Annotated in this window: 14 protein-coding genes and 1 pseudogene; 9 read left to right on the top strand and 6 right to left on the bottom strand. The window is 71.3% G+C overall.

Annotated features, from left to right (window positions below; genetic code table 11):
- Both DZG00_RS04195 and DZG00_RS04190 read left to right on the top strand, forming a co-directional pair.
- A partial coding sequence (locus DZG00_RS04195; protein ID WP_119455407.1) for a 2-phosphosulfolactate phosphatase occupies window positions 1-396 on the top strand: 396 nt, incomplete at its 5' end.
- A gap of 70 nt (window positions 397-466) precedes the next feature.
- On the top strand, window positions 467-823 hold the full coding sequence (locus DZG00_RS04190; RefSeq protein WP_511171594.1) for a DUF427 domain-containing protein: 357 nt from the start codon (window positions 467-469) through the stop codon (window positions 821-823).
- A 28-nt stretch (window positions 824-851) separates the two neighbouring features.
- On the opposite strand, the gene DZG00_RS04185 is transcribed toward DZG00_RS04190, so the two are convergent.
- From DZG00_RS04185 to DZG00_RS04160, 6 genes are read right to left on the bottom strand one after another with little or no spacing between them, the layout of a single operon-like run.
- Window positions 852-1,535 (bottom strand): CGNR zinc finger domain-containing protein, encoded by a 684-nt coding sequence (locus tag DZG00_RS04185; protein ID WP_119455406.1) that lies wholly within the window; start codon window positions 1,533-1,535, stop codon window positions 852-854.
- Window positions 1,532-2,038, bottom strand: a complete 507-nt coding sequence (locus tag DZG00_RS04180) for a SprT-like domain-containing protein (protein ID WP_119382442.1) — start codon at window positions 2,036-2,038, stop codon at window positions 1,532-1,534. Before DZG00_RS04180 ends, DZG00_RS04185 begins: the two co-directional genes overlap by 4 nt.
- 36 nt (window positions 2,039-2,074) lie before the next feature.
- Window positions 2,075-2,605: a hypothetical protein gene (locus DZG00_RS04175; protein WP_119382441.1), complete on the bottom strand. Its 531-nt coding sequence runs from the start codon at window positions 2,603-2,605 to the stop codon at window positions 2,075-2,077.
- Between the two features lie 10 nt (window positions 2,606-2,615).
- Complete coding sequence (locus DZG00_RS04170) at window positions 2,616-3,800, bottom strand: PQQ-dependent sugar dehydrogenase (RefSeq protein WP_119382440.1); 1,185 nt, start codon at window positions 3,798-3,800, stop codon at window positions 2,616-2,618.
- 43 nt (window positions 3,801-3,843) lie between these two features.
- Complete coding sequence (locus tag DZG00_RS04165) at window positions 3,844-4,701, bottom strand: spermidine synthase (RefSeq protein ID WP_119382439.1); 858 nt, start codon at window positions 4,699-4,701, stop codon at window positions 3,844-3,846.
- Between the two features lie 53 nt (window positions 4,702-4,754).
- On the bottom strand, window positions 4,755-5,423 hold the full coding sequence (locus DZG00_RS04160; protein ID WP_119382438.1) for an MBL fold metallo-hydrolase: 669 nt from the start codon (window positions 5,421-5,423) through the stop codon (window positions 4,755-4,757).
- A 306-nt stretch (window positions 5,424-5,729) separates the two neighbouring features.
- Between DZG00_RS04160 and rpoB the strand changes: the two genes are divergently transcribed.
- The 7 genes and pseudogenes from rpoB to DZG00_RS04125 form a co-directional block, all read left to right on the top strand.
- Window positions 5,730-9,218 (top strand): DNA-directed RNA polymerase subunit beta, encoded by a 3,489-nt coding sequence (gene rpoB / locus DZG00_RS04155; RefSeq protein ID WP_015491202.1) that lies wholly within the window; start codon window positions 5,730-5,732, stop codon window positions 9,216-9,218.
- A gap of 48 nt (window positions 9,219-9,266) precedes the next feature.
- The gene (locus tag DZG00_RS04150) at window positions 9,267-13,166 is read left to right on the top strand and encodes a DNA-directed RNA polymerase subunit beta' (RefSeq protein ID WP_119382073.1); all 3,900 of its coding nucleotides are present in this window, start codon (window positions 9,267-9,269) and stop codon (window positions 13,164-13,166) included.
- A 178-nt stretch (window positions 13,167-13,344) separates the two neighbouring features.
- Entirely contained in the window at window positions 13,345-13,824 is a 480-nt protein-coding gene (locus DZG00_RS04145; protein ID WP_233549061.1) for a hypothetical protein, read from the top strand.
- A 193-nt stretch (window positions 13,825-14,017) separates the two neighbouring features.
- Window positions 14,018-14,866, top strand: a complete 849-nt coding sequence (locus DZG00_RS04140; RefSeq protein WP_119455405.1) for an amino acid ABC transporter substrate-binding protein — start codon at window positions 14,018-14,020, stop codon at window positions 14,864-14,866.
- A gap of 44 nt (window positions 14,867-14,910) precedes the next feature.
- Window positions 14,911-15,576 carry an amino acid ABC transporter permease gene (locus DZG00_RS04135; RefSeq protein WP_012039316.1) on the top strand — a complete coding sequence of 222 codons (666 nt, stop codon included), beginning with the start codon at window positions 14,911-14,913 and terminating at the stop codon, window positions 15,574-15,576.
- Window positions 15,563-16,396 carry an amino acid ABC transporter ATP-binding protein gene (locus DZG00_RS04130; protein WP_119383025.1) on the top strand — a complete coding sequence of 278 codons (834 nt, stop codon included), beginning with the start codon at window positions 15,563-15,565 and terminating at the stop codon, window positions 16,394-16,396. Before DZG00_RS04135 ends, DZG00_RS04130 begins: the two co-directional genes overlap by 14 nt.
- Before the next feature lie 73 nt (window positions 16,397-16,469).
- Window positions 16,470-16,745: pseudogene (locus DZG00_RS04125) on the top strand (hypothetical protein); the annotation flags it as partial.

The raw sequence follows: 16,745 nt of genomic DNA, 5'->3' as shown, positions 1-16,745 counted from the left end.
CGCCCCGCCGTCGTGAGCGCCGGGCTCGCGGACGCGCCCGCCGTCGCCGACTGGATCCTCGCCCTCCAGGCCGCGCTCGGCCGCCGCGCGTACGTGGCCGTCGTGGCCGCGGGCACCGTGGAGGCCGACGGATCCTGGCGCGCCTGCGCCGAGGACCACCTCGCCGCGGGCGCCGTGGTCGACGCGCTGGCCGCCCTGGGGATCGACGCGACGTCGCCCGAGGCCGCCGTCGCGTGCGCCGCGTACCAGCAGCTCCGCCCGGCTGTCGGGCACCTGGTCACCGCCAGCGTCTCCGCCCGCCGGCTCGACGCCGCGGGCCACGACGGGCTCGTCGCCGAGGCGCTCGCGACGGGCCCCGCCGACGTGGTCGTGCACCGCCTCCACCGCGACGCCTGAGCCCGCGGGCGATCCCCGCGGGATCCGGTCGCCGTCCTCCCGGAATGGCCGCCCAGGAGCGCGTGTTCCCCTGTGCACCAGGCGCCGCACCCGTGACGACGCCACGCAACCGGAAGGTCATCACATGAAGGCAACCATCAACGGCGTCACCGTCGCGGAGGCCCCGAAGGACGAGCTCATCGAGATCGAGGGCAACTGGTACTTCCCGCCGCAGAGCGTCGACATGTCGCTCCTCGCCGAGACCGCCACGCCGTACCACTGCCCGTGGAAGGGCGACACGCAGTACTACTCCGTGAAGGACGGCGAGACCGTGCTGCAGGACCGCGCCTGGTCGTACCCGACGCCCATCCCGTCGTCGTTCGACCGCGTGGGCAAGGACTACAGCGGCTACGTCGCGTTCTGGAAGGAGGTCCGCGTCGGCGAGTGACGCGGATCCGCACGCACGGCCCGGGGGCTCAGGCTCCCGGGCCGTCGTCGTCCCCGGCGGCGGGCGCCGCCGCGATGCGCACGGGCGCCACGCGCGCCGGGATCCCCGTCCGCCGCTCCCGCAGCTGCCTGGCGCGGTGGGCGCGCACCTTCGCGCGGTTGCCGCAGCGCCGCATCGAGCACCAGCGCCGGGTGCCCGAACGCGTCGTGTCGAGGTAGAGCACGGTGCAGTCGTCGGCGGAGCAGCGGTGGATCCGCTCGGACCCGGCCCCGAAGACCACCACCGCGTCGCGCGCCGCCGACGCGAGCGCCTGCGCGGGCCGGGCGAGGGCGCGGCCCGCCTGGCGGGATCCGCCGCCGAGCGCGGGCGGGAGGTCGGGGGTCGCCGCGTACAGGTTCAGCACGTCGACGTCGCGCGGCACCGGTTCCGCGCCGTCCGCGATGGCCGCCGCGATGTCCCCGATGGCCTGCCGGAGCGTGCGGGCGTCCGCGAGGTCGCGCTCGCCCGGCTCGGACACGGGCGCCAGGTGCTCGCTCAACCACGCGCCGAGCGCGGCCGCGTCGGGCAGCGTCTCGCGCGGCTCCGGATCCCCGAGCGCGCCCGTGTAGGCGAGGTCGAGGCTCACGGCGCCCGTGTCGAGGAACCAGCGGAGCCCGTCGGGGTCGGTGATCCACTGGCCCGTCGGCCGCTCGGATCCCGGCGCCCGGCTCACGCGGCGCCCTCGCGGCGGCCGGGGGCGCGACCGGCCGCGGCGGCGCCCGACGGCACATCGCGCTTCGTCCACGCGATGAGGTGCGCGGCGTCGAACCGCTTCGAGCAGAGCCCGCACGCGAGCGGGCGGGTGGGCTTCCGGTAGCGGAAGTGCGCGTGGCCGGCCGGGCACGCGCCCACCCAGGGCGCGAGCTCCTCCGCGACGGCGCCGGAGTGCAGCCGCGAGCCCTCGTAGCCGAGGTCGGCGGCCGTCTTCTTCCACCTCGGTCCGTGCCCGGCGCGGGATCCGGCGAGCGCGTGCGCGACCTCGTGCAGCAGCACCTGGTGGATCTCGTCGTCCTCGAACCGGCCGGCCAGGTGCCGGGAGACGGTGATCCGCTTCTCGCCGTAGTGGCAGGCGCCGGCGCGCGTGCGGGCGTGGTCGAACGCGAAGGTCCACGAGGGATCCAGGTGCAGCGCGATCAGGGCGTCGGCCCAGATCCGCACGCGCGCGAGGTCAGCCACGGCCGAGCGCCGCCGACCGGGACGCGAGCGGGCCCATCACGCGGGCTGGGCGGCGATGCGCTCCTTGGCGACGTCGATCGCGAGCGCCGAGCTCTCCAGCTGGTCGCTCGGCAGGCCCTCGCGTGTGCGCAGCGTGTAGGCGTCCTCGAAGTCGCCGAGCGCGAGGCGGTAGTCGCCGCGGTCGAAGTGCACCTTGCCCCGGTGCTGCAGGGCGAACGCCTCCAGCGCGTGCCACTCGTGCGCGCGGGCCTCGTCGACGCAGCCGCCGAGGTCCTGGAGCGCGATGTCGAGCTTGCCCTGGTACTGCTGCACCTGCGCGCGGCGGATGCGGCACGCGAGCAGCGTCTCCCGGTCGCCCGTGAAGCGCGCCTGGCGGACGGCCGCGTTCGCCATGTCCCACGCCTCGTCGAGGCGGCCGAGCATGCGCAGCAGCGCGACCTTCTCGGTGATGGCGGAGAGGCTCCGGAGGGCCTCCAGCTCGTCCAGGCGCTCGCCGGCCGCCCGCAGGTCCACCTTCTCCCGGAGGGTGTCCCTGTCGTAGCCGATGATGATCGCGGTGCCTGTCACGAGGAAGAGATTATCCCGCCTGGATCGGCATGAGCTCGACCCGGAGCAGCTTGTCGTCGCCCTCGCGCGGCGTGCCGCGGCCGTCGGTGTTGCCGGTGAGCATCCGCAGCGACCCGTCGGGGGCGGCCTGCACGTCCCGGATCCGCCCGAACTCGCGCGTGTAGAACTCGGTCACGCGGTCGTCGGGGATGGGGTCGGTGACCACGGCGCCCGGCCGGATCACCCAGAGGCGCTCGCCGCCGAGGCCCGCCATGAAGATCGTGTCGCCGACGACCGCGATGCCGCTCGGGCTCGCCTCGTCGGTGCCCCACTGCCGCACCGGGTCGATGTACGCGTCGGATGCGGCGTCGTCGCTCGCGCCCTCCACGACCGGCCAGCCGTAGTTACCGCCCGGCTCGATGAGGTTCAGCTCGTCCCAGGTGTCCTGCCCGAACTCCGCCGCCCAGAGGTTCCCCTCGGCGTCCCACGCGATGCCCTGCGGGTTGCGGTGCCCGAGCGAGTAGACGGGCGATCCCGGCGTCGGGTTGTCCTCGGGCCCCTGCCCGTCGGGCGTGAGGCGGAGGATCTTGCCCGCGAGCGAGATCGGGTCCTGCGCCGCGTCGCGGAGGTTCGCGTCGCCCGTGGTCGCGTAGAGCATGCCGTCGGGGCCGAACGCGATCCGGCCGCCGTTGTGCGTGGTGTCGCGGGGGATCCCCGTCACGACGTCCTCGGGCGCGCCGAGCCCGAACGAGCCCGGCTCGCCCGTCACGTCCATGCGGACGATGCGGTTGTCCGTGGAGCTCGTGAAGTACGCGTAGAGCTGCGTGCCGCCGTCGGCCTCGCGCACCGCGATGCCGAGCAGCCCGCCCTCGCCCTGCGGCCCCACGCCCGCGATCGTGCCCGCGACCCGTGTGGTGCCGTCGCCGAGCACCTCGACGATGCGCGACGTGTCGCGCTCGCTCACGAGGAGCGATCCGCCCGGCAGCTCCGCGACGGACCACGGCGAGACGAGGTCGGACGCGAGGGCGGCCGGCGTCCCGGACGGCGCGACGCCCGCCGGGCCGGCGTCCGTGCTGGTGGGGGAGGGGGCGGGCGGCTCGGTGGCGCCCACGTCCACGGGCGACCCGTCGTCGTTGGTGCAGCCCGTGAGCGCGACGAGGGCGGCGAAGCCGAGCGCGGCGATGCGCGCCGGGCGGGTGCGGGAGCGGCGGTTCATGGGGACTCCGGTGGATCGGCGGGCGTCGGCGCCCGGGAGGCGGTCAGGGCCTCGTCTGGAAGATGCTGCGGGCGGGGGACGGGGACGGGACGGCCGTGGCGTCGGTGACGACGGACGCGCCCGCGATGAAGTCGGCGAGCTCGCGGCCCTCGACGACCTTGGCGGGATGCGGGCCGCCCGCGAGCAGGCGCGGCACGAAGTCGAGCGGCAGCGGGGTCGCGGACGCCGCGAACACGACGTTGCCGAAGCGCCGGCCCTTGAGGACCTGCGTCTCGGCGAGCGCGGCCACGTGCGGCAGCACGTCCTGGATCGTCGCCGCCTGCCCGCGCGCGAACGCGAGCCCGTGGCCGTCGGCGACGTTGACCGTCATGATCCCGCCGGGCGCGAGGAACGCGGCGGCCTCCGCGTGGAACTCGCGGCTCGTGATGTGGGCGGGCGTGCGGGCGCCGCTGAAGACGTCCGTCACGACGAGGTCGACGGATCCGCGGAGCCCCTGCGGCAGCCGGCCCAGCACCTCGCGCGCGTCGCCGTAGCGCAGCCGGATGGAGGCCTTCCGCGACCAGGGCAGGTGCTCGCGCACGAGGTCCACGAGGTCCTGCTCGAGCTCGATGACCTGCTGGCGGGATCCGGGCCGGGTCGCCTCGACGTACCGCGGGATGGTGAGGGCGCCGGCGCCGAGGTGCAGCGCGGTGATCGGCTGGCCGGGATCGCCGATGAGGTCGATGACGTGGCCCATGCGCTGCACGTACTCGAAGAACAGCTCGCCCGGGTCGTCCATGTTCACGTGCGACTGGGGCGTGCCGTCGACCACGAGCTGGTACGCGCCCGGCACGAACCGGTCGGGCTCGATGACGGCCCGGTGCCCGCTCAGGGACAGGACGGTCGACGGGTGCTCGGGCATCTCCTCAGCCTAGGCGTCCGCCATGCGGGCGGGCCCGGGCGCCGGGCGTCCCGTCACCAGCCGCGGGCGCGCCAGGCGGCGAGGGATCCGCGCTCCGCGCCGAGCGTCGTCGAGTCGCCGTGGCCGGGGTGCACGTGCGCGTCGTCGGGGAAGCGCGCGAAGATCCGCTCCTCCACGTCGTCCATCAGCTGCCGGAAGCGATCCGCGTCGCCCTGCGTGTTCCCGACCCCGCCCGGGAAGAGCGAGTCGCCCGTGAGGAGGTGCGTGCTGCCGTCGCCCGGCTGGAGCACGAGCGCGACGCTCCCCGGCGTGTGGCCGCGGAGGGCGACGGCCTCGAGCGTGACGCCGCCGAACGTCACCGCGTCGCCGTCCGCGAGGCGCCGGTCGGCGTCGACGGGCAGGTCGGCCGCGTCGGCCTCGCCCACGGCGGACGACGCGTCGGTGGCGTCGAGCACGGCCGCGAGCGCGCCGTGGTGATCCGCGTGCCCGTGGCTGGTGACGACGACGGCGAGGCGGCCCACGGGTTCCGGCTCCGCCACGAGCGCCAGCAGCCGGTCGACGTCGGCCGCCGCGTCGACGAGCAGGCGCTCGCCGGAGTCGAGGTCGGTGAGGAGGTACGCGTCGTTGTCCATCGACCCGACGGAGGCCTTCCGGATCTCCACGTCGCCCGCCACGTGCACGTGCGAGGGGCCGCCGGGGGACACGTGCCAGGGTGCGCTCATGCCGGGAAGGCTACGCGCGCGAGGGGTCCGTCCGAGAGGGCGACCGGACGTTATACACCGAGACACGCCGGGGATGCAAGAACCCGCTGGACATGGCGCGTCGCGACCCGTATGGTGATCCTTTGCGCTCCCACTCCCTTTTGCCTTCATATTGCGGTCGGTCATCGTGTGCGCTCGGGTCCATCCCGAGCCCATCCCGCGAGGTGTGGCGAGCAACTCCATCAGGATCGGCCAGGGTCACGTCCCGGGTCGGTCTCGGCGTATCGACGACATCGGAGCCCGACGGGGCCCACGGAGGTAATTTCCTTGGCTGCTGCGCGCAACGCAACTCCCACTCCCCAGAACGGTCGCGACGCATCGCGGCTCTCGTTCGCGAAGATCACTGACACCCTCACCGTCCCCGACCTCCTCGCCCTGCAGACCGAGAGCTTCGACTGGCTCGTCGGCTCGGACGCGTGGAAGAAGCGCGTCGAGGAGGGCACCGCACAGGGTCGCACCGACCTGGCGCTCAACTCCGGCCTCGAGGAGATCTTCGAGGAGATCTCCCCCATCGAGGACCTGGGCGAGACCATGCAGCTCGGGTTCACGAACCCGTACCTCGAGGAGCAGAAGTACTCCATCGACGAGTGCAAGGAGCGCGGCAAGACCTACTCCGCTCCCCTCTACGTCGAGGCCGAGTTCATGAACCACCTCACGGGTGAGATCAAGACCCAGACGGTCTTCATGGGCGACTTCCCCCTCATGACGGAGAAGGGCACGTTCATCATCAACGGCACCGAGCGTGTCGTCGTGTCCCAGCTCGTCCGCTCGCCCGGCGTGTACTTCGAGCGCCAGCAGGAGAAGACCTCCGACAAGGACATCTACTCCGCCCGAGTCATCCCGTCGCGCGGCGCCTGGCTCGAGTTCGAGATCGACAAGCGCGACCAGGTCGGCGTGCGCATCGACCGCAAGCGCAAGCAGTCGGTCACCGTGTTCCTGAAGGCCCTCGGCCTCACCAGCGAGCAGATCCTCGAGGAGTTCAAGGGCGTCGCGTCCATCGAGCTCACGCTCGAGAAGGACTCCATCCTCACCAAGGAGGAGGCCCTCAAGGACATCTACCGGAAGCTCCGTCCCGGCGAGCAGGTCGCCGCCGAGGCCGCCCGCGCGCTGCTGGACAACTTCTACTTCAACCCGAAGCGCTACGACCTGGCGAAGGTGGGTCGCTACAAGATCAACCGCAAGCTCGGCATCGACAAGCAGCTCACCGACTCGGTGCTCACGGTCGAGGACATCCTCGCGACCATCAAGTACCTCGTCTCGCTGCACGCGAACGAGACGAAGATGAACGGCACGCGCGACGGCAAGCCCGTCGAGCTGCGCCTCGACGTGGACGACATCGACCACTTCGGCAACCGCCGCATCCGCGCGGTCGGCGAGCTCATCCAGAACCAGGTGCGCACCGGCCTCTCCCGCATGGAGCGCGTCGTCCGCGAGCGCATGACCACGCAGGACATCGAGGCCATCACGCCGCAGACCCTGATCAACGTGCGCCCCGTCGTCGCCGCGATCAAGGAGTTCTTCGGCACGAGCCAGCTGTCGCAGTTCATGGACCAGAACAACCCGCTCGCGGGTCTCACCCACAAGCGCCGTCTCTCGGCGCTCGGCCCGGGTGGTCTGTCCCGTGAGCGCGCCGGCGTCGAGGTCCGCGACGTCCACCCGTCGCACTACGGCCGCATGTGCCCCATCGAGACCCCGGAAGGCCCGAACATCGGCCTGATCGGCTCGCTGGCGTCGTTCGCCCGCATCAACTCGTTCGGCTTCATCGAGACCCCGTACCGGCGCGTCGTCGACGGCGTGGTCACGGACACGATCGACTACCTCACGGCCAGCGAGGAGGACGAGTTCCTCGTCGCCCAGGCCAACGCGCCCCTCACGAAGGACTTCCGCTTCGCGGAGGACCGCGTCCTCGTCCGCCCCAAGGGCGGTGAGGTGGAGCTGGTCGCGAAGGAGAACGTCCACTACATGGACGTCTCCCCGCGCCAGATGGTGTCGGTCGCGACCTCGCTCATCCCGTTCCTCGAGCACGACGACGCGAACCGGGCCCTCATGGGCGCGAACATGCAGCGTCAGGCCGTCCCGCTGCTGCGCAGCGAGAGCCCGCTCGTCGGCACCGGCATGGAGGGCTACGCGGCGATCGACGCCGGCGACGTCCTCACCGCCGACGCCTCGGGTGTCGTGCAGGAGGTGTCGGCCGAGGTCGTCACCATCCAGCTCGACGAGGGCGGCACGCAGACCTACTACCTGCGCAAGTTCGACCGCTCCAACCAGGGCACGAGCTACAACCACCGCGTCCTGGTCTCGGCCGGCGACCGCATCGAGGCCGGCGAGGTCATCGCCGACGGCCCCGCCACGGAGAACGGCGAGCTCGCGCTCGGCAAGAACCTGCTCGTCGCGTTCATGCCGTGGGAGGGCCACAACTTCGAGGACGCGATCATCCTGAGCCAGAACCTGGTCAAGGACGACACCCTCTCCTCCATCCACATCGAGGAGTACGAGGTCGACGCGCGCGACACCAAGCTGGGCAAGGAGGAGATCACCCGTGACCTCCCCAACGTCAGCCCGGAGCTGCTCGCCGACCTCGACGAGCGCGGCATCATCCGCATCGGCGCCGAGGTCCGCCCCGGCGACATCCTCGTGGGCAAGGTCACGCCGAAGGGCGAGACCGAGCTCAGCGCCGAGGAGCGCCTGCTGCGCGCGATCTTCAACGAGAAGAGCCGCGAGGTCCGCGACACGTCCCTGAAGGTGCCCCACGGCGAGCAGGGCACGATCATCGGCGTCAAGGTCTTCGACTCGCAGGACGGCGACGACGAGCTCGGCTCCGGCGTCAACCAGCGCGTCGTGGTGTTCATCGCGCAGAAGCGCAAGATCACCGAGGGCGACAAGCTCGCCGGCCGTCACGGCAACAAGGGCGTCATCTCCAAGATCCTGCCGGTCGAGGACATGCCGTTCCTCGCCGACGGGACCCCGGTCGACGTCATCCTCAACCCGCTCGGCATCCCCGGCCGCATGAACTTCGGCCAGGTCCTGGAGACCCACCTCGGGTGGATCGCCAAGCAGGGCTGGGAGGTCGAGGGCAAGCCCAAGTGGGCCGAGCGCCTGCCGGATCACGCGCGCCAGGCCCCGGCCGGCACGAAGGTCGCCACCCCGGTGTTCGACGGAGCGCTCGAGGAGGAGATCGCCGGCCTGCTCGACTCGACGACGGTCACCCGCGACGGCGACCGCCTCATCGGGTCCAGCGGCAAGACGCGCCTGTTCGACGGCCGCTCCGGCGAGCCGTTCCCCGAGCCCGTCTCGGTCGGCTACATGTACATCCTGAAGCTGCACCACCTGGTGGACGACAAGATCCACGCGCGCTCGACGGGTCCCTACTCGATGATCACGCAGCAGCCCCTGGGCGGTAAGGCCCAGTTCGGCGGCCAGCGGTTCGGCGAGATGGAGGTCTGGGCGCTCGAGGCCTACGGCGCCGCGTACGCGCTGCAGGAGCTCCTCACCATCAAGTCGGACGACATCCTCGGCCGCGTGAAGGTGTACGAGGCCATCGTCAAGGGCGAGAACATCCAGGAACCGGGTATCCCCGAGTCCTTCAAGGTCCTGATCAAGGAGATGCAGTCCCTCTGCCTGAACGTCGAGGTCCTCTCGGCCGACGGCCAGGCGGTCAGCCTGCGCGACACGGATGACGAGGTCTTCCGCGCGGCGGAGGAGCTCGGCATCAACATCTCCACCCGCTTCGAGTCGTCCAGCATCGACGACATCTAAGCCCGCTCAAGACTTTCGACTCGAAGCTTTCCAAGGAGAGAAGGAAAATTGCTCGACGTAACAACTTTCGATGAGCTGCGGATCGGCCTGGCCACGGCCGACGACATCCGCCGCTGGTCGCACGGTGAGGTCAAGAAGCCCGAGACCATCAACTACCGCACGCTGAAGCCCGAGAAGGACGGCCTCTTCGGAGAGCAGATCTTCGGACCCAGCCGCGACTGGGAGTGCTCCTGCGGCAAGTACAAGCGGGTGCGCTTCAAGGGCATCGTCTGCGAGCGCTGCGGCGTCGAGGTCACCAAGTCCGCGGTCCGCCGCGAGCGCATGGGCCACATCGAGCTCGCCGCGCCCGTCACGCACATCTGGTACTTCAAGGGCGTCCCGTCGCGCCTCGGCTACCTGCTCGACATGGCGCCGAAGGACCTCGAGAAGGTCATCTACTTCGCCGCCTACATGGTGATCAGCGTGGACGAGGACGCTCGCCACGAGGACATGCCGGGCCTCGAGAACGAGCTCCGGCTCGAGATCAAGACCCTGCAGGACCAGCGCGACAGCCAGATCGCCGAGCGCCTCGGGCGTCTCGAGACCGACCTGGCCGCGCTGGAGGCCGAGGGCGCCAAGAGCGACCAGAAGCGCCGCGCGAAGGACGGCGCCGAGAAGGAGATGGGTCAGACGCGCAAGGCGTTCGACGAGGACATCTCCCGTCTCGAGCGCGTCTGGGAGGAGTTCCGCAGCCTCAAGGTCGGCGAGCTCAAGCCCGAGGACGCCGTCTTCCACGAGCTGCAGGACCGCTTCGGCATCTACTTCGAGGCCCACATGGGCGCCGAGGCGATCCAGAAGCGCCTGGAGGCCTTCGACCTCGAGGCCGAGGGGGAGCTGCTCCGCGAGCAGATCGCCACCGGCAAGGGCCAGAAGAAGATCCGCGCCATCAAGCGCCTGCGCGTCGTCAGCTCCTTCCTCGCGACCGGCAACTCGCCGGCCGCGATGGTGCTGCAGGTCGTCCCGGTCATCCCGCCTGAGCTGCGCCCGATGGTGCAGCTCGACGGCGGCCGCTTCGCCACCAGCGACCTGAACGACCTGTACCGCCGCGTGATCAACCGCAACAACCGCCTCCGTCGTCTGCTGGATCTCGGCGCCCCCGAGATCATCGTCAACAACGAGAAGCGCATGCTGCAGGAGGCCGTCGACGCGCTCTTCGACAACGGCCGCCGCGGTCGTCCCGTCACGGGCACCGGCAACCGCGCGCTCAAGTCCCTCAGCGACATGCTGAAGGGCAAGCAGGGCCGGTTCCGCCAGAACCTGCTCGGCAAGCGCGTGGACTACTCGGGCCGTTCGGTCATCATCGTCGGACCGCAGCTCAAGCTGCACCAGTGCGGTCTGCCCAAGCAGATGGCGCTCGAGCTGTTCAAGCCGTTCGTCATCAAGCGCCTGATCGACCTGAGCCACGCCCAGAACATCAAGGCCGCCAAGCGCATGGTCGAGCGCAGCCGCGGGCAGGTCTGGGACGTGCTCGAGGAGATCATCCGCGAGCGCCCCGTGCTGCTCAACCGCGCGCCCACGCTCCACCGTCTGGGCATCCAGGCGTTCGAGCCCCAGCTCGTGGAGGGCAAGGCGATCCAGCTGCACCCGCTCGTCTGCGCCGCGTTCAACGCGGACTTCGACGGCGACCAGATGGCCGTCCACCTGCCCCTGTCGGTCGAGGCCCAGGCCGAGGCGCGCATCCTGATGCTCGCCTCGAACAACATCCTCAAGCCGTCGGACGGACGCCCGGTCACCCTGCCCACGCAGGACATGATCATCGGCCTGCACCACCTGACCACCCTCAAGGAGGGCGTCGCCGGTGAGGGTCGCGCGTTCAGCTCGGTGGCCGAGGCCATCCTGGCGAAGGACCAGCTCTCGCTGGACCTCAACGCCAAGGTGCGCATCCGCCTGCACGACATCTACTTCGGCGAGGGCGAGGCGCCCGAGGGCGTCGAGCTCGACGAGAAGGGCAAGACCGTCGGCCCCGTGCTGCTCGAGACCACCCTCGGTCGCGCGTTGTTCAACGAGACCCTGCCGGTCGACTACCCCTACATCGAGGCCGTCGCCGACAAGGGCAAGCTCTCCGAGATCGTCAACGACCTCGCCGAGCGGTACCCCAAGGTCGAGGTCGCGGCAGCGCTCGACCGGATCAAGGACGCGGGCTTCTACTGGGCCACGCGCTCCGGCGTCACGGTCGCCCTCTCCGACGTGCTGACCCCGCCCACCAAGGCGGCCATCCTGTCGGGCTACGAGAAGCAGGCCGCCAAGGTCCAGGGCCAGTTCGAGAAGGGACTCACGACGAACGCCGAGCGTCGTCAGGAGCTCATCGAGATCTGGAACAAGGCCACCGCCGAGGTCGCGAAGGCGATGGAGGACAACCTCCCCGCCGACAACAACATCAACCGCATGGTGTCCTCCGGGGCACGAGGCAACTGGATGCAGGTCCGCCAGATCGCCGGCATGCGCGGCCTCGTGTCGAACCCGAAGGGCGAGATCATCCCCCGCCCGATCGTCCACTCGTACCGCGAGGGCCTGACGGTGGCGGAGTACTTCATCTCCACCCACGGCGCTCGCAAGGGACTGGCCGACACCGCGCTGCGCACCGCCGACTCCGGGTACCTCACCCGTCGTCTGGTGGACGTGTCGCAGGACGTCATCATCCGCGAGGACGACTGCGGCACCAGCCGTGGTCTCGACCTGCCGATCGCCACGAAGGCCGCTGACGGCTCGTCCGTCCGCGACTCCAACGTGGAGAACTCGGTGTACGCCCGCTCGCTGGCCGCCGACGCGGTCAACGAGGCCGGGGAGGTCGTCGCCCCCGCGGGCAGCGACGTCGGCGACGTCATGATCGACCACCTGATCGCTGCCGGCGTGCACGAGATCAAGGTGCGCTCGGTCCTGACCTGCGAGTCCGCCGTCGGCGTGTGCGCGGCCTGCTACGGCCGCTCGCTCGCCACGGGCAAGCTCGTCGACATCGGCGAGGCCGTGGGAATCATCGCGGCCCAGTCGATCGGCGAGCCCGGCACGCAGCTCACGATGCGCACCTTCCACACCGGTGGTGTGGCATCGGCGGACGACATCACGCAGGGTCTCCCTCGCGTGCAGGAGCTCTTCGAGGCCCGCACCCCCAAGGGTGCGTCGCCCATCGCGGAGGCCGCCGGTCGCATCACGATCGAGGACACGGATCGCAGCCGCAAGGTGATCCTGACCCCGGACAACGGCGACGAGCCGCACATCTACCCGGTGCTCAAGCGGGCCACCCTCCTCGTCGAGGACGGCCAGCACGTCGAGCTCGGGCAGCAGCTGCACGTCGGCGCCATCGACCCGAAGGAGGTCCTCCGGGTCAAGGGCGTGCGCGAGGTGCAGAAGCACCTCGTGGGCGGTGTCCAGGGCGTCTACCGCTCGCAGGGCGTCCCGATCCACGACAAGCACATCGAGGTCATCGTGCGGCAGATGCTGCGCAAGGTCACGGTCGTCGAGCACGGCGACACGGACCTCCTCCCCGGTGAGCTGGTCGACCGGGCCCGCTACAACGAGGTCAACCGCGCCACGCTGACGGAGGGCAAGAAGACCGCCTCCGCCCGCCAGGAGGTCATGGGCATCACCAAGGCCTCGCTCGCGACCGAGTCGTGGCTGTCGGCCGCGTCCTTCCAGGAGACGACCCGCGTGCTCACGCAGGCCGCCATGGAGGGCAAGTCCGACCCGCTGATGGGCCTCAAGGAGAACGTCATCATCGGCAAGCTGATCCCGGCCGGGACGGGGCTCGCGAAGTACCGCGACGTCACCGTCACCGCGACGGAGGAGGCCAAGGCCGAGCGCTACCCGAACCGCATCTTCACGGATGAGTCGGTGTTCAACGAGTCCGACCTGAGCTTCGTCGACTTCGACAGCTTCAGCTCGGACGACTACACGCCCGGCACCTACAACTAGGCACGCCGGCGCGTGAGCGCACGATGAGAAGGGCCCCGCTCCGGCGGGGCCCTTCCTCGTCCCCGGGGCGTCTCGGCGGCGCCCGCCGGCGCCCGGGGGATCGGGCGCCCTCACGGCGATACAGTGGGCGGGACCCGGCGGCGGCCGACGCGCGGGGATGCGAGGAGGCGTCGTGCGGATGCTGGAGGACGTGGTCCTGGCGTGGCGGGCGCACGCGCTGCGCTACGCGTCCGAGAGCCCGACCGCGTCGGGCAGCGGATCCGGATCCTGCCCCGCCTGCGACGACTCGCCGTTCACCGACCACGAGGCCATCCCGCGGGATGCGCCTCACACGGCGATCCACCCGCTCGTCGCCGCGCTCGAGGTGGCTCGGGCCGAGGCCGCCCGCGACGCCCGGGAGAGCCTGTACCGCGAGACGCGCGGGCCGGTCTACCGGGAGCACCCCTTCGGCATGCCCGCCTTCGTCGACTACGGGGAGCGCGAGGAGGAGATCCAGGAGGTGGTGGACGACGCGATGGCGCGTGAGCTCGCCCCGCTCGCTCCCGTCATCCGGCAGGCCCTCGACCGCTTCGTGAACCTGCGGCTCCTCCAGCTCGAGGGCGAGATCGGGCCGGTGCCCGACGGCCGTGACGGCACGGATCCGGAGCCGCTCTTCTAGCCGCCGGGCACGCCCGTGCGTGCGCCGGCCCCGTCATGCGGCGACATGGGAATACCGACACGGCGATGGCGTTGAGACCATGGCGGTCGGCGCGCCCGGACGGTTCCGGGCTCGGGCGCCGCAGCACCGCGCACACAGCATCCGCACGAGGCGATCCCGCTCCCGGGGATCCGCCATGACCGCAAGGACCCCCATGACGCTCAGCTCCCGCCTCCGTCCCTCCCTCGCCCTCACCGGCGTCCTGGCCGTCGCCGCCCTCGGCCTCGCGGGCTGCGCCTCGGGCGACGCGGGCAGCGGATCCGCGCCCGACGCGTCCGGCACCCCCGCCGCGGCGACGAGCCTCTCCGATGTGCAGGCCGAGGGCGAGCTCGTCATCGGCACCGAGGGCACGTACTCGCCGTTCTCCTTCCACGAGGGATCCGGCTCCGGCGCCCTCACGGGCTACGACGTCGAGGTCGCGACCGCGGTCGCCGGGAAGCTCGGCGTGGAGCCGGTCTTCGAGGAGACGCAGTTCGACGGCATCTTCGCGGGCCTCGAGGCCGGTCGCTGGGACGTCATCGCCAACCAGATCTCCATCACGGACGAGCGCAAGGCGGTCTACGACTTCTCGGAGCCGTACACGGTCTCGCCCGGCGTGATCATCGTCAAGGGCTCCGACTCGGGCATCTCCTCCTTCGCCGACCTCGCCGGCAAGACCACGGCCCAGTCGCTCACGAGCAACTGGAACGAGCTCGCCACCCAGAGCGGGGCCAGGGTCGAGGCCGTCGAGGGCTTCGCCCAGGCCGTGACGCTCCTCCAGCAGGGCCGCGTCGACGCGACGATCAACGACCGCCTCACGCTCCTCGACTACCAGAAGCAGCAGGGCGACTCCGACCTGCAGGTGGCCGCCGAGACCGACGACCCGTCGCTCAGCGCGCTCGTCTTCCGCAAGGGCAGCGACGACCTCGTGGCCGCGGTCGACCAGGCCCTCGCCGACCTCCGCGCCGACGGCACGCTCGCCTCGATCTCCGAGGAGTACTTCGGCGCGGACGTGACGCAGTAGCCCGCCGCGTACGCTGACGGACGAGGACGAGACGAGGGGAACGCATGTCGAGGGAGTGGGACCTGTTCTGGTCGTCCTTCGGGCCGCTCGCGCTCGAGACGATCCGCGGCACCATCCCGCTCGCCCTCGTCACGTTCGCGCTGGGCCTCGCCATCGCGCTGGGCCTCGCGCTCATGCGCCTCTACGGCAACCGGCTCGTGTCGGGCATCGCGCGCTTCTACATCTCGGTGGTGCGCGGGACCCCGCTCCTGGTGCAGCTGTTCGTGATCTTCTACGGCCTGCCCTCCATCGGCGTCGTCCTGCCCCCGTGGCCGAGCGCGGTGATCGCGCTGTCGGTCAACGTCGGCGGGTACGCGGCGGAGATCATCCGCGCGTCGATCCTCTCGGTGCCGCGCGGGCAGTGGGAGGCGGGCCACACCATCGGCATGTCGCGAGCGCTGACGCTGCGCCGCATCATCGTGCCGCAGGCCGCCCGCGTGTCGGTGCCGCCGCTGTCGAACACGTTCATCAGCCTCGTGAAGGACACGTCCCTCGCCTCCGTGATCCTCGTGACCGAGCTCTTCAAGCAGGCGCAGCTCATCGCGTCGTCGACCTTCGAGTACATGCTGCTGTACCTCGAGGCGGCCCTGATCTACTGGCTCGTCTGCCTCGTGCTCTCGTTCGCGCAGACCCGCCTCGAGAGGAGGCTCGACCGGTATGTCGCCCACTGATCCCGCACCCGTCGCCGGCCCGCGCACGCCCGGCGAGCCCGTCCTCACCGTCCGCGGCCTCCGCAAGTCGTTCGGCGACAACGAGGTCCTCCGCTCCATCGACCTCGAGGTCCTCCGCGGCGGCGTCACCGCGCTCATCGGCCCGAGCGGATCCGGCAAGACCACCGTCCTCCGCTCCCTCAACGGGCTCGAGGTGCCCGAGGCCGGCGTGGTCGAGGTGGCCGCGGCCGACGCCGACTCGCGTGCCGGCACGACCGGACCCCTCCGCGTGGACTTCGCCGCGAAGCCGCGCCACCGCGAGCTGCTCGCCCTGCGCGACCGCTCGGCGATGGTCTTCCAGCAGTACAACCTCTTCCCGCACAAGACCGTGCTGGAGAACGTCATCGAGGGCCCGGTGCAGGTGCAGCGGCGACCCGTCGCCGAGGCGACCCGGGAGGCCGAGGAGCTCCTCGCCCGCGTGGGCCTCGCCGACAAGCGCGACCAGCACCCCTTCCAGCTGTCCGGCGGCCAGCAGCAGCGCGTGGGGATCGTGCGCGCGCTGGCGCTCCGGCCGCAGATCCTGCTCTTCGACGAGCCGACCTCGGCGCTCGATCCCGAGCTCGTGGGCGAGGTGCTGAGCGTCATCAAGGAGCTCGCCGACGAGGCATGGACCATGGTGATCGTCACGCACGAGCTCGCCTTCGCCCGGCAGGTGGCCGACGAGGTCGTGTTCATGGACGGCGGCGTGGTCGTCGAGCGCGGGCACCCGTCGCAGGTCCTGCAGCACCCCGCCGAGGAGCGCACGCGCCGGTTCCTGCAGCGGCTCCTCGAGCCCTTCTAGCCGCTCGCGGTCATCTCGGCGCTCCCCGGCACGCCGCCCGGGCCGTCGGGCGACGCCGAGGTAGGTTCGGGGCATGACCGACGACAGGCCCGCCCCGCACCGACAGCCCGACGAGGCCGACCAGCCGCTCGACCCCCGCACCCCGGACGAGCGCGCCGCCGCCGCCTTCGACGACGGCCCCGCCGACCGCGGCACCGGCTCCGCGCACTCCGACACCACGAGCTTCGACCAGACGGCGTTCGCCGCCCCCGTCGACGAGGACCACGACGCGCGCGAGCGCGAGCGGCGCGAGTCCGAGGCACGGGTCGCCGAGGCCCGCGAGCGCGACGACCGCGAGCGCGAGGCGCGC

The sequence above is a fragment of the Clavibacter lycopersici genome, assembly GCF_003576405.1.
Taxonomy (GTDB): domain Bacteria; phylum Actinomycetota; class Actinomycetes; order Actinomycetales; family Microbacteriaceae; genus Clavibacter; species Clavibacter lycopersici.
This window is presented reverse-complemented; position numbering and strand designations above follow the sequence as displayed.

Coding starts and splice junctions, on each gene's coding strand:
- DZG00_RS04170 (WP_119382440.1), bottom strand. CDS start 3,800: ATGAACCGCCGCTCCCGCACCCGCCCGGCGCGCATCGCCGCGCTCGGC.
- DZG00_RS04165 (WP_119382439.1), bottom strand. CDS start 4,701: ATGCCCGAGCACCCGTCGACCGTCCTGTCCCTGAGCGGGCACCGGGCC.
- DZG00_RS04160 (WP_119382438.1), bottom strand. CDS start 5,423: ATGAGCGCACCCTGGCACGTGTCCCCCGGCGGCCCCTCGCACGTGCAC.
- DZG00_RS04145 (WP_233549061.1), top strand. CDS start 13,345: ATGCTGGAGGACGTGGTCCTGGCGTGGCGGGCGCACGCGCTGCGCTAC.
- DZG00_RS04140 (WP_119455405.1), top strand. CDS start 14,018: ATGACGCTCAGCTCCCGCCTCCGTCCCTCCCTCGCCCTCACCGGCGTC.
- DZG00_RS04135 (WP_012039316.1), top strand. CDS start 14,911: ATGTCGAGGGAGTGGGACCTGTTCTGGTCGTCCTTCGGGCCGCTCGCG.
- DZG00_RS04130 (WP_119383025.1), top strand. CDS start 15,563: ATGTCGCCCACTGATCCCGCACCCGTCGCCGGCCCGCGCACGCCCGGC.